Origin of the sequence: Bradyrhizobium hipponense, from assembly GCF_008123965.1 — a bacterium.
GTDB lineage: Bacteria > Pseudomonadota > Alphaproteobacteria > Rhizobiales > Xanthobacteraceae > Bradyrhizobium > Bradyrhizobium hipponense.
Map to the genome: position 1 here is coordinate 1 of NZ_VSTH01000221.1, position 20,847 is coordinate 20,847.

Below are 20,847 nucleotides of genomic sequence, written 5' to 3' on the forward strand. Positions count from 1 at the left end.
GCCAGCGCCAGCGCGTCGCCGTAGGGCGCGCCATGGTTCGCCATCCTGCAGTATTCCTAATGGACGAGCCGCTAAGTAATCTCGACGCCAAGCTCCGGGTCCAGATGCGCGCCGAGATGAAAGACATCCATCGCCGGCTCGGCGTCACCTTCGTCTATGTCACCCATGATCAGGCCGAGGCAATGACGCTTTCTGATCGCGTCGCAGTGATGCGCGACGGCGAATTGATCCAGGTCGCCCCACCTCAGGTGATTTATTCCGACCCTGAGGACCGCCGCGTCGCCGAATTCGTCGGAAGCCCCAAGATCAATCTTCTTGAGGCCGTGGTACGCGAGCGTGGTTCGGTCGACGCCGCCGGCACCAGCTTCCAGCTTCTCTCCGATGCTTCGCCTGGGGAGGCGCTCGCGCTCGGCATCCGTCCGGAAGCCTTCCACCTATCCGAGTGCGGCGGAGCCAACACTCTGACAGGAGCCGTCCGGCTCATCGAGCACATGGGCTCCGACCTTTTCGTCCACCTCGACCTTGCGGGCCTCGATCAACCGCTTATCGCCCGGCTCGCCGCCGAGCGCGCGCCTCACATCGCGCTTGGCCAAACGCTCCATTTGTCCGTCAGTCCCGACCGAATCCTGGTCTTTGGCGGCGACGGCAAAAGGCTGAGGCTAAGCGAATCGGCGGAGATACGCAAAGTCACACCGATCCGGCAGTTCGCCTTGTGAGCGCACTCGGTTCCACTCAGTCGGCGGACGCGCTGCACCGTCAGACCCAGGCGCCTCTCCGCCGTCGCCGCCTCGCCGAGTGCGCGGCGGCCTACGCGCTCGCCGGCCCGGCGGTCCTCCTGCTTTTTGTATTGTTCCTCGTGCCCGTGATTGCCGTGTTCGTCATCGCACTAACCGATTGGCAGTTCGGTGCGCGCACGCTGTCCTTCGTCGGAATTGCGAACTTCCGCGAAGCTTTCGCCGATCAGGGATTTCGCACCTCACTTCTCAACACCGTGTTCTACGTTCTCGTCGTGGTGCCTTGCACCGTCATCTTTGGCCTTGCCATCGCGGTGCTGATCGAGAGCGGACAGTCGCTGCGCGCTCTCTACCGCGCTGTCCACTTCTTGCCCTTCATGGCGACGCTGGCCGCCATGGCGATCGCGTGGGAGGCGCTGCTCCATCCTACCATCGGCCTCGTCAACCAGACTTTCTCCGCGCTAGAGCTGCCCACCACCAACTGGCTTCGCAACGAGGCGACCGCTTTACCGGTACTTGCTGTCATAGGCATCTGGCAGAACCTCGGCTTCGCTATGATCCTTTTCCTCGCCGGACTCAAGTCGATCCCCAGCGAGCTTTACGACGCCGCCGAAATCGACGGCGCAGACCACTGGCTTGATCGACTCCGCACTGTCACCTTGCCAATGCTCGGTCCTGTTTCGATGTTCGTTGTCGTCGTAGTGGCGCTTCGCGCCTTCCAAGCCTTCGATACCGTCAAGGTGTTGACCCAAGGGGGACCGGGCCACGCATCCGATGTGCTCCTCTATACGCTATACCGTGAGAGCTTCGAATATCTCCGCACCGGTTATGGAGCCGCTGTCGCGGTGGTCTTCCTTGTCATTGTGGTGGCATTGACGCTCATTCAAGCCCGTGTATTGGATAAGAAGGTGCACTACCAATGAGCGCCCGCCTCTCGGCTCCCGCAGCCATCCTGCGCCACGCCGTGTTGCTGATCACGGCCTCCCTTGTCCTCCTGCCGTTCGTCTGGATGGTTAGCCTTTCGCTGAAGCCGCCGGGCGAGATCTTCCGCGAACACTTCTCGTTTCTCCCCGAGCAATGGTACGCGCTGCAGAACTACAGCAAGGCGCTCACCTCCGCGCCGCTGCCGCGCTACATGGGCAATGGCGTCCTGGTCTGTGCGGCGATCCTGACATTGCAGATCCTGACCTGTGCCCCTTGCGCCTATGCGCTCGCCAAGCTTCGGTTTCCCGGCCGCGATGTCCTCTTCAGTCTGGTGCTGATCGGGCTTCTCCTTCCACACCAGGTGTTGTCGTTGCCGCTGTTTATCCTTTGCTATGAGCTTGGCATCCTGAATACCTACGCCGCGCTGATCTTTCCTTACGTGGTCTCGCCATTTGGCATCTTCCTCTTTCGACAGGCGTTCAAAACCATTCCCGACGATGTGGTGCACGCCGCTCGACTCGATGGGCTCTCGGAATGGACCATCGTGTGGAAGGTGATGCTGCCGATGGCACTCCCTGCGATGATTGCCTTCTCGATCTTCTCCGTCGTCGGTCACTGGAACGATCTGTTCTGGCCGCTCATCGCGGTGCGCTCGGAGAGTCTGATGCCGCCGCCGCTCGGGATTATTGCGTTCGCAAATCAGGAGGCCGGCAACGACTACGGCCCCCTTATGGCCGCTTCGACAATCGTCGTGCTCCCCCTCGTCCTCGCTTTCCTTGCAGCTCAGAAATGGTTCGTCGAGGGAATGACAGGAGGAGCGGTCAAGTGAACAGAGCCATTTCAGGAAAGGATGGGGAATGAACGGTGCATCTGCTCAATCTGTCGGAACGTCTGTTGCCAGTTTCTGGTCAACCCCGCCCAAACTAGGGAAGTTTCGGGTGATCGGACATAGGGGGGCCCCGGAATACGTACTTGAGAATACCGCGGCGTCTTTTCGCCACGCGCTCGACTCGGGCGCGGATGCGGTAGAGACCGACTTACACCTGACCGCCGACGGGACCATAGTCTGCCTTCACGATGGCGACCTGCTACGTGTCGCTGGCTTTCCAGACGCTATCGCCGACATTGACATCGCGCAGGCACGGCGGCTCTTTCCGGCGCTGCTCACCTTCAACGACTTTCTGGAGATGACGCGCGGCAAGCCGATCATCGTGGACTTGAAGCAGGCTACCGCAGCCGAGGTGGACATTTACGTTGGAAGTTGCCAAGCCCGCGGAGCCATCGACCGCATCCTCTTCACCGCCTATACAACCGTGATCGCAGACGCCATCCGGCGCCGGTCAGCTTCTGCGTCCTTCGGCGCCTTCTTTCCGAACGGCGGCGCCGGCCTGGATGTCGCCGTTTCCATTGGCGCCAGTTGGATCCGTGTGCTACCCGCGGATTATGATCGTCCCACGATCGATGCCATCCGTCGGGCCGGGCTTGGAACTATTGCGGTCGCCTCGCCACGATCGAGCTTCCAAACTGCGACCGACATCGAGGCGCTCGTGGCAATCGCGCGCCTTGGGATTGACGGTGTCCTCACAGACCGGCCGGACCTCGCCCGGGATCAGCGCCTTACATCGGTTGGCGTACCAGTTTGATCGCGCAGCGGCTGGACGTCCCCGGACTCTTGGCGCAGACTTCGCGACGCCCGGATACCCAAGATCAACCGATGACTATCGACGATCACGATCGACCATCATCCCTCTACGCCAGGCGCGGCGCAACCTCGCTGTGGCGGATCGTGGTCGAGGCCATCCGCAAGGACATCACCGGCGGGACGTACAAGCCCGGCGAACGCCTGCCCACCGAAACTGAGTTGGCGGTGAAGTTCGGCGTTCACCGCAACACCGTGCGCCGCGCCTTCGCAGTCCTCAAAGAACGCGATTATGTGCGCATCGAGCAGGGTCGGGGGACGTTCGTCAAGGAACGCATCGTCCGCCACCGATTGGGCCTGAAGACCCGCTTGACCACCTCTCTGCGCGACATGGACCGGCTCGGCGAGCGCCGCTTCGTGCGTTCCGCGCGGGTCCGAGTTGACAAGGACCTGGCGCGCGATCTTCGCTTGCCTCAAGGGCAGTTCGCGCGCAGGGTCGATACGTTGAGCGTGATCGACAACGTCGCCGCCTTGGTTGCATCGAGCTATTTTCCGCTGCCTCGCTTTGAGGGAATCGAGGCGCTTATCGAACAAACTGGCAGTTTTACCGAATCCTGGAAACAGTTCGGCGTTCTCGACTATTGTCGTCTCGAGACGCGGATTTCCGCCGGTTCACTCTCGCAGGCCGATTCTCTTCTGCTGGCGCTACCGCGTCGGCAACCTGTAATCCTGGTTATCAACATCAATGTGGATGGCGAGGGCGTTCCGATTGTGGTCACAAGGTCTCGATTGGCCCCACAACACATGGAACTACTTATTCGCTTCAGCCAGTGAGGCCTAGGCCGATGCGTGTTTCTTCTGAAAGTACGTTTGTCATAATCGTGTGGAAATTGTCAGTGCGCTTTAAACGAACCGACATCGGCACATCAGAGGCTGGGTACATCTTCGAAATCAAAAGGGACGCTGCTGCTTCCAGAATGGGAAGATCGGACCCGCGTTTTCCTGGAGGGATCTTATGATAAGAGCTGCCTGCGTCAGCGCAATCTTATTGAGCCTGCTGGGTCCGGCCGCCGTTCATGCGGAGACAGTACTGGCTGTCTCTTACGCGCTGCCGAGCAGCTACAAGACGACGCAGGAGCAAATTGCGAGGCGCTTTGAGGCCGAGCATCCCGGCGTTCGAATCGACTTACGCGCGCCGCTTGCAACCTATGACGACGTCGTCAACGAACTGCTTAAATCTCGTCTCACCGGCGGGGCACCTGACATTGCATTCGTCGGTATGAACCATATCGACTTGGTCGCCGAACGTGGTCTCGCCCAGCCGTTGGACCGCTTCGTTCACAACCAGGGCGGATGGGAAGCGCTCGGCTATTATTCGCCGATCCTGTCGCTGGGCGCCGTCGCCGGGCGCCAGTACGGCGTGCCCTTCGCGATCTCGCTTCCGGTGCTGCATGTAAATGTCGATCTCGTGCGCCGCGCCGGCGGGTCCATGGAGGCTTTCCCCTCCAGCTGGGGCGAGATTGCTGAGCTCGGGCAAAAGATCTCCGCTCTCGACCCCAAGCTAACGGGCTTCACCTTCCAGTACGACTCCTGGGGCAACTGGACGCTCCAAGCCCTCATTCGAGGAGCCGGCGGTCGAATGGATGGGCCGAACGGCTGTGGCGTCGGCTTCGACAGTCCAGAGGGGGAGCGGGCGCTCGAAACGCTTCAGTTGTTTCATGACAAAGGCGTACCGGCGATGTCGTGGCAGCAGGTGCTGCAGGCCTTCTCCTCCGGCATGATCGGCATTTCTGCCGCCTCCGGCGCTACGACCGTGCGCAACGAGGCAGAAATCAAGACGGCCTTCGAATATCGGACGCTGCCGTTTCCGATAACGTCAGCCAATGGGAAACTGCCTGCCGGCGGATCCATGCTCGTCGTCACCACCTCAGAGTTGGAAAAGCAGAAGCTGGCTTGGGACTACGTCAAGTTCGCCACCGGACCGGCAGCTCAGACCATCATGGCAGAGAATACTGGCTATCTTCCAGTCAGCCAGCGCGCAGTCGATGACCCTGCGTTTCTCGGGTCCTTCTACAAGAGCCATCCAAATCAAGCGACGGCCCTCGCTCAGATGGGGAAGCTGACTCGCTGGTATATGTGGCCGGGCCCCAACGGGCTGAAGGTCCCTTCAGTCATCCAGGAGCATGTGGACGCGATCATCACCGGCAAGGCGGGCGCCGGAGAAACCATGCCGAAACTGGGTGCCGCCGTCACCGCGTTGTTGCCGCCCTGCAAGGCAGCCAAGTGAACGGGTCAGCTCGAGCCCAGAGTGCATCACGCAAGCCAACCACGATGACAGTTCGATATGACTATCTCCGGGTCAACGGCACCCGTCTCCTCTGTGCCTTCGCCGGCGAAGATTGCGCCCGGACGATCATCGTTGTCCATGGTGGGCGGGGCTCGTCGGAGCACGGGGCGGATTTTGCGGCCTTCCGTCCACTCGCCGATAGCTTTCGCATCGTCGCCTATGACCAGCGCGGTTGCGGCCGCTCGGAACTTGCCGAACCAATCACGTTCGATCAGCTGGTAGATGATTTGGAGGCGTTACGAAAACTTGTTTCCGGCGATCGGCCGGTTGCTGTGGCGGGATTTTCCTTCGGCGGTATGGTCGCTCTTACACATATCCTCAAATATCCCCAAGGTGTTTCGCATCTTGTGCTCATCGGAACGGCGGCAAGCCACCATTTTAAGGCGCGCGCCTTGGAAGGATTCGACCGCCGGGCGGCACTAGCGCCGATGGCGACCCGTCAGATGGCCGAGAAGCGGTTCGGGATAGGGATGGTGGACGACATTGAATTTCGTCTGATCCAGTTCGCCATGGGCTCCCTCGACGACACGCGATGGACACCCGACGTCGCGCTGGAAGCGGCCCGAACCATGCCGCTTAACGCCGAGGTTCATACCCGCCTTTACCAGGGAGAGCGCTACGACCTGCGAAGCCGGTTGCGTGAAATCAAGGTTCCGAGCCTAATCATTTGCGGCGCGGAGGATTGGATCTGCCCCCAGGAATTTTCCGTTGTTCTGGCCCAAGGCATACCCGATTCCCGCCTGGTGATTGTGCCCGATTGCAGCCACTCGGTGCACCAACAGAGGCCGGACCTCGTCACCGACGAAATTCGCAGGTGGACATCCCGATCGGGACGGTGCTCACAGGAAGATAAAATCTCGATTGTGCATAAGCGGCTCTCTTCATAAGCGCCAAAATGCTCAAGCATAGCGATATCAGAAAGAGCCCAGTCTAATCTCCTTCGACGTCCGATGCGCAGTCTTCCATGTGTGTGAAAGCCGTGCCACGCTGCAAACTGGAAGTGCTAGATCCGACCTCCTGTTCGTAATCGCGCTTAATGAGCCGGTGCATCTTGGCAGCTTGGATCAGTTCACGCGGTCAAATGTTGCGCCAGCAGCGTCGAAAGTATCTTCGCTCTTCCATGCGTATCGTGCGCAGCGCTATCCGATCGTCTACCCACCTCCATCCTATCGAGCCATTTCTCGCTTCCTCCGCAAGAGAGGAATCGACTCCTTCATCGAACGAGCCGGAAGACTCTCCAAATCCTGCACTTCTATCCTGAATGATCGTCGATTCTACAGAATATGCGGTTCTCACAAGTGGACTTGCTTCTAATCGCCCTGACGCGTCGGCAACGGGCGATCCTCAATAGCAACGTCTACGTGGTCGTCGAGGGGCACGGCCATCGCCGTCTCAAGAATCCGAGTGACCCGCAAGAGATGAAAATCGGAGTTCGCTTCGAGGCGTTGCGTACGAATGCGTTGGTACGTTTGTCAAAGTGGTCTGAAAAATGTCGTTGCCGCTTAGGCGAACCGACATCGGCATATCAGATGCGGGGATCATCTTCGTAGCCAAATCGGTCGGTTGCTTCCAGAATGAACGTCCGGCCCGGGAGATGCTAATGACGATGATATCTTGCGTTGATGCGATTCCAGTTACCCTGCTGGGAACGGCCCTGCTTGTTGCAGCACCACGCTCCTTTCCCAGGGCTTGAGCATGCCGATCCATTCGAGTGGGACGCCTAGCTCAGTTATCCAAGATTGCGTATTTATGGAGAGTTCCGTGCTAAAGCGAGCGATCGGACTAACACCTGCCTGTCTTGAATCTGATTTTCCGCGATCGCGGCGGCCCGACAAGTTCATGACATCGCGATGGACCGCGACTGGCGCTTTCGCTGGTTGCGTGCCGTTGCATTTGGGTTCGGTCGCTGTTGGTTTGGTAAGCTCGACAACTCGGTGGAATACCGTGCGATTGCTTTCAGCGATGAACAGAGGGCCGGTGAAATACGAGAACCTTTGTGCTGTAAGCGTACTTCCGTGCAAGCCTGTGAAAAGAAAATGGCCAACTTCCTTTGCCGCGTTTCTGACCGCATTTGGGATGGGCGGAATGACGCCTGCGTACGCCGCTGATGCGACCATACCGAGTAGCAACGGATCGGTCGCTTCGCCGACGTTGCAAGTCCAAACAAATGCATCGGTTGACCCTGCATCTCTCGCCATAAAGGGATTGAACATCGGTCTCCCGGGCCCCGTAGATACGATTGATCCGGATATTGGCGGTGCTCGATCCGAGCTTTCGAAAGCTGGCATCGGCTACATAGGTATGAGTCTAAATAACTTTTACGACAATAGCCTGCCTCACGCGTTCGCGCCCACGCACGCCCAACAACTGTACAATGGGCAGAATTTCACCGCGAGCTCCCAAAATTTCATGTTCGTCACATACGATCTCAGTCGATTTGGGATTCCTGATGGTCAGATCGTTGTCGCCGCTGGAGATAGTCAATACACGTGGAATGCCGGTGGCCCTAGCCGTTTCGGGCTCACTATGGCGACCTACTATCAGACATTCCTGAATCGGACCTTCGAATTAAAACTAGGCTATGTCCACAACGGGTGGGAATTTGCTGGTACTAATGTAGGCGGAAGCTTGGCCTCAAGCGTCTTCGGGCCAGCAGGGAGTATCGTTTACCAAGGAGGGGTTAATAATGCGAACGTACCTACCCCAGGTGTGATCTTCAAATACAATATTGATGACCATTTCTATGACAAGGCGACTGCGCAACGCTCCATCAGCCCTGACGGCCAAGTTGCTGAGGTCAATGCAAATCCCGCTGCTGTGAATTGGACGGTCCCGAACGCTGGCGTCCTTTACCTCAATGAATTTGGCTACAAACGCGACGCAGCACCGTCTGTACCTCAAATGTGGATACGGGCCGGCGCCGCGTACAACACTAGCAATTACAAAAATAAGGAAATTCCGGGAACCAGAACGGACGGAAACCACTTCTACTACCTGCTGGCCGATCGGCAACTTTGGCAGAATGTGCCTGTTAAAGGCTCCGCCGGCCGTGGCATCTACGCCGGGTTTTCGGTGATGTACGCGCCGCCAGAGCTCAACACCATCAGCCAATATTATGAGGGCCGGCTGTACGGAAAGGGTCTATTCGACAGCCGTCCAGACGATATGATATCGTTGGTATTGACTGATACGGTCTTCAGCAAATACTTGGTCAGTCAAGCTCTGCTCAATAGCCAGTTAGCTCACAAAGACAGCAAAGCTATAACGGTTAGCTACAACGCTCATGTTGCACCAGGCATCTATGCTAGCTTGGGCCTGAGTTATATTGATCGCCCTACCAGCGTTACCCATACTACGAAAACTGGCAGCGCCCTGAATGCTTTGGCGGCGTTGAACGTCTTTTGGTAGCTGTTTTTGGTTGCCGCGGTTGTAGGATTGCTAGTTCCGGCGCGGTAAGTAGGCATGAAGGGTGTGAGCCTGCGCGGATCGAAGCGCCGCGCGGGCCGCTGCATGGAGTGGTAGAGCGGTCGGAGTTCGGTTACTTTTTAAATTCGCTAGTTGATTGTAGGCGGGACGTACACTCGCGCATCCCCATCCACTTCACATGACGGGCCGGACTATCTGCGGCTGAGCATAGACAACGAGGTGTCTTTCTCGTCAGCGTACTAGCGGAACTACGCAGCACCTGCGGGGCCGAGGCGGCATGGATACCGGAGACGAGCCGCTCACACACTGCAGCTTGCAACCGTGCTCCCACGCGACACAACCTAAATTAGGTTAAGTGAGGCTTTCTCTCCCGCGGGCCGAACGCTTGTGTCGGCTGAAAGGGTATGTCTGTCAAAGTCGTCTGGAAATTGTCGTTGCCTCTTAAGCGAACCGACATCGGCGCATCAGACGCCGGGCCCATCTTCGAGACCAAGATGGGCGCCGTTCTGGTCGATCCAAATCATTCCGGAAGAGATGCAAATGAATAGACGTGACTTCTGTGAGCTCATCGCTGCAGCCGCTGCCTCCGGCCTGCTTAGCGCCAACTTCAATGGTGCTGCTCGGGCCGCATCACCTATCGACGGCGAAGCATCCAGAGCGGCAAACGCAAATTATCCGAATGATCGCGCTCCATTAGGCCAAAGCCGATATGTCAAACTACCGTTGGGCGCAGTCCGTCCATCGGGATGGCTGCTTGATCAACTGACCTTGCAGGCGCGCGGTATCACCAGCCATCTTCCCGAACTATGGGATGTCGTGGGGGAATCCGCATGGAAAGGCGACGCGGGCAAGAACGTCAGGGACGGTGTTTTCGACACTAACGCACGTTTCGTCCCGCGCTGGCTTGAGGGTTTGACGATGCTCGCCGGTGTCCTTCATGACGACGAGCTTATGGCCATCGGCAAGCCCTATATGGACCATGCGCTTTCTGTCAAAGACCTCGCCAGCGTGACGCCAAGCGTCATCGCATGGTCCTGGTTGGCCAGAGTGATGCCGGAATATCACGAGGTGACCGGCGATCCGCGAGCCATTCAGTTCGTCCGCACCTTCTTGGATTACGCCGATACCGTGCGCGAACCCGAGAACCTCGCGGTGTTCAGCTCGAAATGGTCGGGAGTGCTGCTGAGCTGCGGTATCTGGTATTATAACCAAACCGGCGATGCGGATGTGCCCGCCCTGCTGCAACGTTGCACGAAGCGCTGTATCGATGACTTCGTAAACTACTTCAGGAATTTTCCGAAGGACCCCAAGGTCTTCGCCGAGATGTGTGACTTCGTCCCGCATTATTGCGACGCCAAGGGCAAGGCTGGTGAACCGGCCTATGAAGGTCCGACGCCAATTGGCCGTCACGGTTTCACCGCAGTGATGGCTCTCGGCTACCCCGCGTTCCACTCCCTCATCTCCGGTGATCGGAGTGAAAGGGAAAGCGTTGTGCAAGGGATGGCCAATCTCGATCAAGCCTATGGTCAGGTGGGAGGCAGATGGGGAGCAGATGGATGGCTCGTAAGCACCGACCCTATCGTTGGAACGGAGACGTGCGCTGTCGGGCAGTCGTTTTTCCCTCTCGAGAACATCCTGGCGATCATGGGTAATGTAGAGGTCGCCGACCGTATCGAGCAGCTGATCTTCAACGCTTTCCCCGGCGCTTGCACGGCCGATATGTGGGCCCGTCAGTTCTACACGCAGTCGAATCAGGTCCTGGTCTCGGTTGCCAAGCGGCCATGGAACTCGCCGGGTACCGACGCAGCAAATATCTACGGTTTCAAGCCGTGTTATCCGGGCCCCTTAGCCGACGTGCATGCGCCTTGGCCACGCTATGTCGCATCGATGTGCATGGCCACCGCAGACAGCGGGTTGGCGGCGATGAGCTATGGCCCCTGTCGCATTAATGCCAAGGTCGGAAACGGCGTGTCGATCGAACTAATCGTAGAGACGGACTATCCCTTCTCGGACCGCGTCCGTGTGGCTGTTCACTGCAACGAACCGGTCAATTTCCCGCTTCACTTCAGGATACCTACCTGGTCTAGCCAAGCTGAAGTTTTCGTCTCGGGCAAAGCTACTCCGTGGCGACCGGAGAGTGGCACCATGCTGAAGGTGGAGCGCGAATGGAAGAACGGCGACGTCGTTACGTTGCACTTCAATTTCAAGGTTCGCACGGAAACGCGTCAGAACAACGCCGTGGCCGTGGCCTGGGGTCCGCTCTATTTTGTCCTTCGAATTAGAGAGGCCTTCGAGAAAATTCCGGCGCTGCCCGTCTACAGAACGGATCAGCCGCCGGCTTCGGCACCGCCCGGATGTGTCGACTGGCATATCGCACCTGTGAACGATTGGAACTACGCGCTCTCGATCGACAGGAGCAACCCTCAGTGCGAGATGATCTTCAACAAGGTCAGTTCAATGCCGTTTGCCCAAAAGGGAGAGCCGGTACGGGCACCTGGCTCAACCGAATATCTGCCTTGGCAGCACGATGTTCCGATGCTTCTCAAGATGAAAGCGAGACTGGTCCCGCACTGGGGCATGAACGGGGCCAATGCCGCACCGGTGCCCACGAGTCCGGTCAAGACCAATCAACCGGAGACGGTGGTTGAGCTCATTCCCTATGGCTGCTCGAGACTTCGCATCGCGGAGTTTCCAACGGTCTGACCTATTCAGATTCACAGTTCTTTCGCTCGACCAAACGCGATCCGGAGTTCTGTCATGCCCGCGCGACGCCCCGCTTGTCACGCTGCTGTCCGCCTCCACTCTCGCCGTCAGCGCGCAAAAGTCGCCGGCGCCATCCCGAGTTCGCGGCACCATCGAAGCGGTCGACGGCGACGTGCTCGCGGTGAAGTCGCGCAGCGGCGAGGCGGTCAACTTGCACAAGGTCGGCGCCAAGCTGATCGCCCTTGCCAAGCCGCGGCCCGATGGCTCGTTCGAGGCGAGCCGCAGCAGCGCCGGCCACCACGGCCTGACGCTGTGACGTTATCCTCTCTCCACTCGTGGGAGATGAGGCGCGGATGAATTCAGCGTTGGATCAACATGCAACCCGCCAAAATAACCATTCGCGGGCTGAACGGTCCGAACCGCGAGATCACCGGTTCAATCAGGAATTTCGAAGAGGCGGAGCAAGCTATCCGCCCGAAAACCAAAGGCACGAACGATGAGTAATTCTCGCATTGCCGGCATTTTGGCTGGTCTTCTATTGGGCATTTCAGCGGCAGCAACAAGCACTTCCGCTTCCGACCCAACTACCAGGGCTGACGAAGGCTCTGATCAATGGACGACCGGCGGACGCGACTGGCGCCAAAGCTACGACTCCCCGCTCAAACAGATCAACAAGGATAATGTCGCCAAGCTTGGATATGCCTGGTTGAGCGACATCGAAGGCTCGTCGAAATTGGAGGCCACGCCGATAGTTGTGGATGACGTCATGTACGTCAGCAGCATCGCGGGCATGGTTTATGCGCTTAACGCCGAGACAGGCCAACAACTTTGGCAGTTTGATCCTCGGGTGGCAAGCTTTGCAGCTTTATACTCGAAAGCTTGCTGCGGTCCTGTGAATCGTGGCGTCGCCTTTTGGAAAGGCCGAGTGTATGTGGCGGCGTTCGACGGAACACTATATGCCATCGACGCGAAGGCGGGAAGCATTGTCTGGAAGACTGATACAATCACTGACAAATCTCGCGCTTACACGAGCACGGGTGCGCCCTATATCGCCGGCGATCTAGTGGTTATCGGAAACGCTGGCGCTGAATTGGATGCACGAGGCTATATAAGCGCTTACGATATTCAAACCGGAAAGTTGGCTTGGCGGTTTTTCACGGTCCCCGGGGACCCCCGCGACGGCTTCGAGCATCCGGAGCTCAAGATGGCCGCCAAGACTTGGGATAAAGATAGTCGTTGGGACGTCGGCCTTGGCGGTACAGCCTTTGATGGCATGGCTTACGATCCCGAGCTCGATCTTCTCTATGTGGGTACGGGAAATGGCAGCCCCTGGCCCAGGACCATCCGCAGCCCAAGCGGCGGCGACAATCTATTCCTCTCCTCTATATTGGCCATCAATCCGAAAACGGGTCGCCTCAAATGGTACTACCAGACCACGCCTGGCGACAGTTGGGACTACACCGCTACCCAAAAAATGATCCTCGCAGACATTCGCGTTGGTGGGACGGTTCGCAAGGTCATCATGCAGGCTCCAAAAAATGGATTCTTCTACGTTTTGGATCGCATCACCGGCGAACTTCTGTCCGCGCCGCCATACTTGAGAAAGCTTACCTGGGCCTCCAGAGTGGATATGAAAACGGGGCGCCCAGTAGAGAGTGAGCAGGCGCGATACTGGAAGTCCCCCCGTCTCATTTTCCCGAATCCGGGTGGCGGACACAATTGGCAGCCAATGGCATTCAATCGTGATACTGGCTTAGTATACATCCCAGTGAGAGAGATGGGCGACGTATTCGCGCTACCTTCCGAACCTTTTTCCTACAACAAATCTCACTTCAATTATCATGTCGATAGGGGCTATCCCGATGCGAATGGTCATTTTGAAGTCTTCTGTAAGAGCGCCAAGTTCTGCCCCGGACGCGAGGAAGTTCTCAAAGGGCAACCCAAAATCTTACCTCAATCCTTTTTGCGTGCGATGGATCCCGTAAGCGGCAAGATCGAATGGGAGGTGGAAACCACCCAAAAGACCCTGGAAAAGAAATACGTTGGCTATCCCGGCGGCGTAATTTCCACGGCGGGTGATCTCATTTTTGAAGGTTATGGGGACGGAACGTTCGACGTGCGAAATGCCCGCAATGGGGCACTTCTAAAAAGTATATCCGTAGGGAACCCGATCGCGGCGGCACCAATGACTTACATGGTCGGCGACGTTCAATATGTGGCGTTCCTCGCAGGCAACCGTAGCGACGGCGCGAAGTCGCGAATTGTCGCGCTACGGCTCGACGGCGATGCTGTCCCCCCCCCAACCCAGCCTCAGATCGCCGTTCAGGTGAAATCGCGCGCATCGCTGTCCGAGCGAGTAACGCAAGCTACCGACGTCAAGCTGGTGAATGCCGGTCGCCAACTTTTCGAAAAAAACTGCGCAATCTGTCATGTTCGCGGCAACGCTCCGAACCTGATCCCAATGCAAGACGCGACGCAGCACCAATTCTTCGACGTCGTTCTCGGCGGAATTCGCGCCAACAAGGGAATGGGTAATTTCAGTACTATATTGTCAAGGGACGACGCAACGTCCATACGGACCTACTTGATCAACACCAGCCAAAACGAAGATCATTGATCGCGAAGATAGTAGGCGAGCAGCCAGACTACAGAAATACTTTCTGCGCCAGGCGCATTGAAATCAGCGCGCTGCCTTCATTTCTGGCCATCCGACTGTCGCCGCCGGGCGTCACGGCAGGATTGTTCCGCCAGCGCGGCGGGCCGCACGGGCTTGAGCAAAAACTGCCTGTGAGCATTCGGATAATCCCCGGTCATCGACGGGGGTTCGAGCTTTGCGGCGACGACAAAGTCGGCCTGCCCAGCTCCGTAGGAGGCCATGACACTGGCTTCATCAAGATGACGCGGACCCGCCGGCTCGATCAGCACCCAAGCTTTGGCCAGATCGGTACAGTTCTCAAATCCGAGCGTTGCCACCGCGGCTGCGTTACCGCCAGCATATACCCCCCCGTTCACCCACTGTACTCCAAATCCTTCCACGGCCGTCTCACTTCCGGGATATGGCCCGAAGAGCCATGGTAAACCGAGCGCTCGTGTCTCGAGCACATAGAGCAGGCCCGGCGAGCGACCAGAGAGATCGACCGCCGGCGTACCGATTTCAAGGCCGGCTGCACGAGCCTGGGCTCTGGCCGTGGCCAGATAGTCGTGGAAGGGTTCAGACAGTACCAATTCTCCACCACCGGGCAGGCGCGTGACAGCGGTATAAGTGCGCAGATCTTTTGTCTGACGGTGCGGTTTGAGGATGCCAGCATTGACCACTGATGCGGTGAGCAATTGTGCCAACACCGTTAGGGGCAGCAGGGTCGCGACGCTGCGTCCGTCTTGCGCAAGAGGGCTCAGGAAAGCAACCACTGCGAGTATCCAGAACAAGGCGGCAAACGAACCGATAATCCAGTAATTGACAGCTGAGCCCAGTGCGGACAGGTGCGGTAGAATCAAAAAGATCAGCGCTAGAGCGATGCTGGTCGGAGCTTGGCTGCGCAGAACCATTCCCTCCCGATAAAGCGTTGCGCCAAGGCACGTGAAGATCGCCACCAGGAACAAGGTCGAGGGATTGATACCGATCGGATCGATCCCCAGCAGCGCGATCGCCATGGTTAAGATCAACACCGCACCGAGAGCCAGCGATTGGATCAACTTGTGCGTAGACCCCATGCGAACGCTGAGCAGAAGGGCAGTCGCCGCCACCGCAGCGATGGCGAGTTGTGAGCGACTGGTGGCGAGCCAGTCGATCCTAAACATATGAGACACCTCGTGTCCGCTGCCCAGCAGGACTTCAATCTTGGCGCTGTTGACCATACGGCTCACCAGCCCGGCGATGCCGCCGTCGATCAAGTACGCGGTAGCTATCAGTAGAGCGAGAGCGACCAGCGCCGCGCTAATCACGGGCAGCAGCGACTTTCGGCGCAAAATGACATAAAGCGCAACGACCAGCGCAATGGCCGTAGCGGTAGTCGGCTTGGCCATGAAGCAGAACCAGCCGCCAACGCCGACCAGGACCCATCCCAAGACTTGGCGTATGCGTCCTGGCCGATCGGCGAGCAACAGACCGATCATCACTATCAAGACCGATTGAATGTTCAGTATGAAGTAGTTGGGGGTCAGCAGCCAGAGGTGAAAGGCGACCAATGCCAGGCTGGCGATCCCCGCCGATAGCACCACCGCTTGCGGCCAGCGCACTGTCCAGAAGCGCCGGATCGTCAGAAAGCTGAGAATCCAGCTCAGCGCCATGGTGAGCGTGACGTTCGCCAAGCGAAGCATTGCGATGTTGCCACTCGCCCACTGATATGGCCAATGATAGACGAAGCCGAAAAGGGACGGCGGACTATTGATTGCGTAGGCGAATGGGTTCGCGATGGAGTTGAGGTAGAGACCGTCGACCATAATTCCGAGACCGTACCTGCTATAGTATAGCAGTCGAGCAAAGAGAATGGCTGTGGTTACGGCGGACAGAGCTAGCAAACTCACGTCGAGCAAGACTGACAACGTTCTTCCGTTGGCAAAGTCGTTATCTCTTGGCATGCGTTCCTTCCTGCCTGCTTGTACGGGAGGCCCATTTCGATAGATATCAGCTCCTGAGGAGCTCTTAACTGACCCCAGCCCCGCAATCTCCTCCAAGAATTGATAGGGTCCACTACTGTATGCTCAGCGACAAACGCTTACGACAGCGTTGAGTTTCGCGAGCAGCTGGTCGAATGTCGAATGCGGATTCGAGGCGGTCATTCCGAACTGTGGCAAGTCACAACGAGGAGCACCGCTGTCGCGCAGCTACTTGGCCTCTGTCTACGCCACCGCATCTATTCACGGCAGAGCCTGGAGGTCTGCCACGACCCCCACCGTCGCCCGTCGCCATCGCGAAATCAGCCAGATCCTCAACCATGCCCCGTCAGCTCGAGTCCACGTCACTCTCAACGCACGCGACAGCCCCTCAGTTCGAGCTCGATTATTCCTGTCCTGCGCGCTGTCGCAAGGTTATGGAGGAGACGAACGTATCAATGGAATGCCGCCAGGGAACAATCTGGAATGCTTCAAATGGCGACTATAACGACGGCAACAATCGAAGCGATGGCGATCGCGCTGATACGGTCCCTAAGTGCAAAGACAATAGGGTCGTCGTCCATTTGACGCCGGTTCGCCATCATGAGCGCCCTGCCTATCCAATAGAGAAGAATTGGACAGATGAGCCATAGTGCATTCGGATGTCGGTACAGCATCTGCACATCTGGTGACGCAATATAGAGTGCCAAAATCGTAATGGCATTCAAGCCAGACGCAGCAGCTAAAGCAGCAACGATGTCAGCGTCTCCGCCCTTGTAGTCACGATCTGAACGATCCGGGAGGCCGCGGTCGAGTCTCGTCGACAGTTCAACGTAGCGCTTGATTAGCGCGAGCGCCGTGAAAATGAACATAGAGAACATGAAAAGCCACTGCGAAATTTGAATTTCAGCTGCCACGCCTCCCGCAATAACGCGTGTCACGTAGAGCATTGCCAGTACCACGACGTCCACAAGCATCTTTCGCTTCAAATAGAGAGAATAAGCACCCGTTAGAACAAAATAGCCTGCCAATACGCCGACAAACTCAAGTGAGATTGTGGTCGACACCATCAGGGAAAATATGAGGAGCACCGGAGCAATAAGCAAGCCGGTCCGCAGTTGGAGTAGACCGCTCGCAAAGGGTCGAGCACGCTTGCTAGGGTGGGCGCGATCAGATTTAAGATCTACCAGATCGTTGAGAATGTAGACGGCTGACGCGCAAGCACAAAAAGCGAGAAAGGCGATAATATCAGCAACGCTCTTAGCCAACGTAAATTGATGCGAGGTAGCTGATGGCACAAAGACAAGAAGATTCTTGACATATTGGTGGACCCGAAGGGCCTCGAACCACGCCCCCCTGCTCGCATTCCCGCGATCTAATGCGACGTAGTTACTCTTGAGCGCCACGAGCCGACGCTTTACTGAACCGGAACGGCCGACCACGTAGGCTTTATCGGCAATCTCCCACACTGGTAAATCTGCGAGAGTGTTGCCAATGTAATCAAAGCCGTTCTTACCGAAGGCAGCCGCGAGTGTTTCGGCCTTCAAAGATCCTGACAAACTTGTATTTGTATCAGAAGCAAACCAGCCATCAAAGATGCCAAAGTGATCTGCAATGGCCTTAGTGTGCTTCGCGTTGGCTGCGGTAGCCAGGTAAACCTTCCTGCCCCGCTCCTTGGCTGCCTGGATTAGCTCCACAACGCAGGTGTTGTACGGGAGAGTCGCATAATCCAGTTCGGCTACCTGGGCCAAATGATTCTCTGCGGCCGCTTTGCCATTGACCAGAGCCCGGACGGCTGCAAAATTCGCGGGGAGCCCAAGAGGCAAGACGTTTAAAAAAGACTCATACAACACATCCGTGAGCAGCAAGGATCCGTCTAGATCTACCACCAAAGGTTTTTCGCAAGACAATCCCGTATCAGCCAGTGTAGGATCATCGCTGGTGCGCCGCATGCCTTGGAGAACTGTCGGTAAAACGTCGGCTAGTTGGGCCGGATTGCCGATAAAGGCGATGTAGCCCTCACGATCGACAACAAAGCAAGTAGGAATTCGGAGCGAAGAGCTGGCGTCCATCCAAAGCTTGCTCATTTCACCTGTGTAGTCGAACACGATTCGATAGTTCAGATTCGGGAAGTTTTTGGTCAACCATGCGTTCAACCTGCTTCGACCTTCGTCCGGCGTTGACGCGCGTTCACTAGCTGCGACTCCGACGATCTCAAGTCCGCTATCTTTATACCTTTCTTGTAGCTGCATCAGGTTGGGTACTGCAGCCACACATGCCCCACACCAAGCGGCCCAAAATTCGATGATGTACACTTTCCCCGGCTGGAAGCTCGTGAGGGGCGGGCCGCGTAGCCAGCTCTCCGCTTCAATCGGAGGAACGATGGACGCCACACGCCGCACCATGTTGCTCTCCAAAGCTAATGCGAAACGGCGCACGGCAATGCGCGCGAGCTCGCTCTCTCTCTCTCTCTCTCTCTCTCTCAGAAACGCGGCAGAGCGTTTCAGCGGAAGGAGAGCATCGCTCGTCTTCGCGTCTGAGTGCACTCAGCCCAGCGTTGGTACATCTCAATAGCAACGGCTGTGCCAGAAAGTCTTGCGCGCCTTGAGCGCCTGATGACACTTGAAGGCCTCCTCCAGCCGCTCGACAATTGTAGTGAACCTGACGAACTTTGTGCGGATGTTAGGAGTTCAACTCCGATCACGTGCGTCCCGCTGAGCATGCTTTGGGTTTGCTCGTCGTAGCGTATCAGGATCCAGCGACACTTGCTGATCGGAAGTCAGATCACCGTCAACTACCAACATTGGTGTTTGATCTTGAGGACAGAAGATGCCACCTGTCATTTGGTGGGGGGTGGGCTAGTCAAAACGCCCGCGTAGAATTCGACATGCAATATGAGCCGAGGTACTCGCTGGCGGACCTGATCGATCACTCACCCTTCCGCTGCAGAAGGGCGAAACGTTCAGGCCTGTCCCAGTCTTGACGTCGTCCTCGCGACGAAAGCGAATGAGAGCATCTTGGATTCGACCGAACTGCCGGTGCGTGTTGACACCGGGAGCGGCCTCGCGATCCTCAAGACGGCGTGTCTGTTGGTGCGTAACCTGCGTCAGTGCAGCGATGCCAACCATTAGGCTCGATTGCAGCTGCTTTCCGAAGATGAAATCGTGGCATTTCTTTATCGATATCGACGGCTGCGGGGAGTGAGGAATAGCGGTGACTGTGGCGCATTAGATCGACGTTGGTGCGGCAATCAGGATCCAAAAGCCTTCTCCGACAAGATCCTGTCCGGCTGAAGGAGGGCTCGATGTTGGTCGCTGTTCTCGGAGCCGGGATCATGGGCGCGTCGCTTGCAATTCACCTTGCCAGAAATGACGTGACAGTGCTGTTGTTTGATGACGTCGGCGCCGGCTCCGGAGCGACCCGTCCAAGTTTCGATTGCCTAGATTTCTTTACGGGGGCAACTTCGGACGACATGCGGTTTAGGTCCGAAGCCCTTCACTACCAAGCGGAACTTTCTGGTCAGATTGGTTTGGCAGATGCCGTTCGAAGAACGGGAACGCTGCGTTGGTCCACCAAAGTCAGGCAAAATAGAAAGCTAATACAGGCGGCTAGAATGGCCGAGGCGCTAGGAAGGACGGTAGAGTACTTATCACGAAACGATGCATTAATCCTCGAGCCCAATTTGAGTATCGTGGGGTGTCCAGAAGTCATCGTAAGGGTGCCGCAAGAGGGATGGCTCGATTCTGTTCATTTCACAAAGCGCTTGATCGACATTGCCGTCGACACGAGGCTCACCCACTGCATCTTTGAAAAATGCAAAAGAATGGAGCCTCTCAATCATGGCGTCGAGCTGTGGACCGATCGAACCTCCTATTTTGTCGATGCAGTTGTCCTGGCCGGCAGTGGCGGAATCAACCTCCTTCTTGAGGAATTCGCGTGCGCGCCACTCGCCAACGAAATGCTCGAGGTGCTTACGCTGCTACGGTATATCGGTCCGCCCATCAAACATGTTGTCTTCGCTAATCATACTCATTTCCGGGCAAATGAGCACTCTCTCGTCATCCGCAACGCCTTTGACCGCGCGAGCATCCGAGATCCAGGTGTCGCGATTAGAGCTGCTGGAGAGAGTGTCTCGTCGGTAAGGCGCGAACTCAAACGAGCCCGATTTGAAGACTTCTTTTCCGTGCAGATAGGGAGCCGTCCCGTTTCCGAAGACGGCTACCCGATCGTCGGCCGACTACCTGGTCTACCGCGGATGTTCGTGGCCACTACGCAGGCAGATATCACGCTTGCCCCTTATATCGCGCTGCTGCTCTCCACGGAAATCGCGGAGGACGCTTCGTGTGAGGCGCTCGACCCATTTCGACCCGATCGTTTCATCTAGCGTAACCGGCATGAGGGCCCCACCTCGCCGTCGCGAGGTTCGCCTGCGATACAGCCTGGCATGAGCTGATCGGTGGAGGTGCAACGATGGCAAATGC

General features: G+C 57.3%; 15 protein-coding genes. 12 read left to right on the plus strand and 3 right to left on the minus strand.

Annotation, left to right across the window (positions count from 1 at the left end; genetic code table 11):
* Positions 1 to 104 precede the first annotated feature (104 nt).
* The 7 genes from FXV83_RS40260 (at position 105) to FXV83_RS40290 (ending at position 6,531) form a co-directional block, all read left to right on the plus strand.
* Entirely contained in the window at positions 105 to 716 is a 612-nt protein-coding gene (locus FXV83_RS40260) for a TOBE domain-containing protein (protein WP_283811752.1), read from the plus strand.
* Positions 713 to 1,657, plus strand: coding sequence for a carbohydrate ABC transporter permease (locus tag FXV83_RS40265; protein ID WP_148745581.1), 945 nt, complete (start codon positions 713 to 715; stop codon positions 1,655 to 1,657). The genes FXV83_RS40260 and FXV83_RS40265 overlap by 4 nt, the downstream gene beginning before the upstream one ends.
* Positions 1,654 to 2,487, plus strand: a complete 834-nt coding sequence (locus FXV83_RS40270; RefSeq protein WP_148745582.1) for a carbohydrate ABC transporter permease — start codon at positions 1,654 to 1,656, stop codon at positions 2,485 to 2,487. Before FXV83_RS40265 ends, FXV83_RS40270 begins: the two co-directional genes overlap by 4 nt.
* Positions 2,488 to 2,515: 28 nt before the next feature.
* Positions 2,516 to 3,301: a glycerophosphodiester phosphodiesterase gene (locus FXV83_RS40275; RefSeq protein WP_148745583.1), complete on the plus strand. Its 786-nt coding sequence runs from the start codon at positions 2,516 to 2,518 to the stop codon at positions 3,299 to 3,301.
* 71 nt (positions 3,302 to 3,372) lie between these two features.
* Positions 3,373 to 4,131, plus strand: a complete 759-nt coding sequence (phnF, locus tag FXV83_RS40280; RefSeq protein ID WP_148745584.1) for a phosphonate metabolism transcriptional regulator PhnF — start codon at positions 3,373 to 3,375, stop codon at positions 4,129 to 4,131.
* Positions 4,132 to 4,312: 181 nt separating this feature from the next.
* Complete coding sequence (locus FXV83_RS40285; RefSeq protein WP_148745585.1) at positions 4,313 to 5,584, plus strand: extracellular solute-binding protein; 1,272 nt, start codon at positions 4,313 to 4,315, stop codon at positions 5,582 to 5,584.
* A gap of 44 nt (positions 5,585 to 5,628) precedes the next feature.
* Positions 5,629 to 6,531 (plus strand): alpha/beta fold hydrolase, encoded by a 903-nt coding sequence (locus FXV83_RS40290; protein ID WP_148745586.1) that lies wholly within the window; start codon positions 5,629 to 5,631, stop codon positions 6,529 to 6,531.
* 747 nt (positions 6,532 to 7,278) lie between these two features.
* Here the strand turns inward: FXV83_RS40290 and FXV83_RS43405 are convergent.
* Positions 7,279 to 7,857, minus strand: coding sequence for a hypothetical protein (locus FXV83_RS43405; protein ID WP_187436506.1), 579 nt, complete (start codon positions 7,855 to 7,857; stop codon positions 7,279 to 7,281).
* On the opposite strand from FXV83_RS43405, the gene FXV83_RS40295 reads away from it, so the two are divergent.
* The 4 genes from FXV83_RS40295 (at position 7,850) to FXV83_RS40305 (ending at position 14,390) form a co-directional block, all read left to right on the plus strand.
* Positions 7,850 to 9,052, plus strand: coding sequence for a carbohydrate porin (locus FXV83_RS40295; RefSeq protein ID WP_187436507.1), 1,203 nt, complete (start codon positions 7,850 to 7,852; stop codon positions 9,050 to 9,052). The genes FXV83_RS43405 and FXV83_RS40295 overlap by 8 nt on opposite strands.
* 558 nt (positions 9,053 to 9,610) lie before the next feature.
* Positions 9,611 to 11,773, plus strand: a complete 2,163-nt coding sequence (locus FXV83_RS40300) for a glycoside hydrolase family protein (protein ID WP_187436508.1) — start codon at positions 9,611 to 9,613, stop codon at positions 11,771 to 11,773.
* Between the two features lie 172 nt (positions 11,774 to 11,945).
* Positions 11,946 to 12,089 carry a hypothetical protein gene (locus FXV83_RS43410; protein WP_187436509.1) on the plus strand — a complete coding sequence of 48 codons (144 nt, stop codon included), beginning with the start codon at positions 11,946 to 11,948 and terminating at the stop codon, positions 12,087 to 12,089.
* A 180-nt stretch (positions 12,090 to 12,269) separates the two neighbouring features.
* Positions 12,270 to 14,390: a PQQ-dependent dehydrogenase, methanol/ethanol family gene (locus FXV83_RS40305; protein ID WP_148745589.1), complete on the plus strand. Its 2,121-nt coding sequence runs from the start codon at positions 12,270 to 12,272 to the stop codon at positions 14,388 to 14,390.
* Between the two features lie 77 nt (positions 14,391 to 14,467).
* Here FXV83_RS40305 and FXV83_RS40310 read toward each other — a convergent pair whose 3' ends face one another.
* Both FXV83_RS40310 and FXV83_RS40315 read right to left on the minus strand, forming a co-directional pair.
* Complete coding sequence (locus tag FXV83_RS40310; protein ID WP_148745590.1) at positions 14,468 to 16,351, minus strand: hypothetical protein; 1,884 nt, start codon at positions 16,349 to 16,351, stop codon at positions 14,468 to 14,470.
* A 506-nt stretch (positions 16,352 to 16,857) separates the two neighbouring features.
* Complete coding sequence (locus FXV83_RS40315; RefSeq protein ID WP_148745591.1) at positions 16,858 to 18,771, minus strand: UbiA family prenyltransferase; 1,914 nt, start codon at positions 18,769 to 18,771, stop codon at positions 16,858 to 16,860.
* Positions 18,772 to 19,670: 899 nt separating this feature from the next.
* Between FXV83_RS40315 and FXV83_RS40320 the strand changes: the two genes are divergently transcribed.
* Complete coding sequence (locus tag FXV83_RS40320; protein WP_148745592.1) at positions 19,671 to 20,750, plus strand: NAD(P)/FAD-dependent oxidoreductase; 1,080 nt, start codon at positions 19,671 to 19,673, stop codon at positions 20,748 to 20,750.
* Positions 20,751 to 20,847: the final 97 nt, after the last annotated feature.

What these genes read in the sequence shown, in the direction of transcription:
- FXV83_RS40290 (WP_148745586.1), top strand. Translation starts at nt 5,629, where the DNA reads ATGACAGTTCGATATGACTATCTCCGGGTCAACGGCACCCGTCTCCTC.
- phnF (WP_148745584.1), top strand. Translation starts at nt 3,373, where the DNA reads ATGACTATCGACGATCACGATCGACCATCATCCCTCTACGCCAGGCGC.
- FXV83_RS43405 (WP_187436506.1), bottom strand. Translation starts at nt 7,857, where the DNA reads ATGTTCAATCCCTTTATGGCGAGAGATGCAGGGTCAACCGATGCATTT.
- FXV83_RS40285 (WP_148745585.1), top strand. Translation starts at nt 4,313, where the DNA reads ATGATAAGAGCTGCCTGCGTCAGCGCAATCTTATTGAGCCTGCTGGGT.
- FXV83_RS40315 (WP_148745591.1), bottom strand. Translation starts at nt 18,771, where the DNA reads ATGGTGCGGCGTGTGGCGTCCATCGTTCCTCCGATTGAAGCGGAGAGC.
- FXV83_RS40320 (WP_148745592.1), top strand. Translation starts at nt 19,671, where the DNA reads ATGTTGGTCGCTGTTCTCGGAGCCGGGATCATGGGCGCGTCGCTTGCA.
- FXV83_RS40310 (WP_148745590.1), bottom strand. Translation starts at nt 16,351, where the DNA reads ATGCCAAGAGATAACGACTTTGCCAACGGAAGAACGTTGTCAGTCTTG.
- FXV83_RS40260 (WP_283811752.1), top strand. Translation starts at nt 105, where the DNA reads ATGCGCGCCGAGATGAAAGACATCCATCGCCGGCTCGGCGTCACCTTC.
- FXV83_RS40270 (WP_148745582.1), top strand. Translation starts at nt 1,654, where the DNA reads ATGAGCGCCCGCCTCTCGGCTCCCGCAGCCATCCTGCGCCACGCCGTG.
- FXV83_RS40305 (WP_148745589.1), top strand. Translation starts at nt 12,270, where the DNA reads ATGAGTAATTCTCGCATTGCCGGCATTTTGGCTGGTCTTCTATTGGGC.
- FXV83_RS40300 (WP_187436508.1), top strand. Translation starts at nt 9,611, where the DNA reads ATGAATAGACGTGACTTCTGTGAGCTCATCGCTGCAGCCGCTGCCTCC.
- FXV83_RS40275 (WP_148745583.1), top strand. Translation starts at nt 2,516, where the DNA reads ATGAACGGTGCATCTGCTCAATCTGTCGGAACGTCTGTTGCCAGTTTC.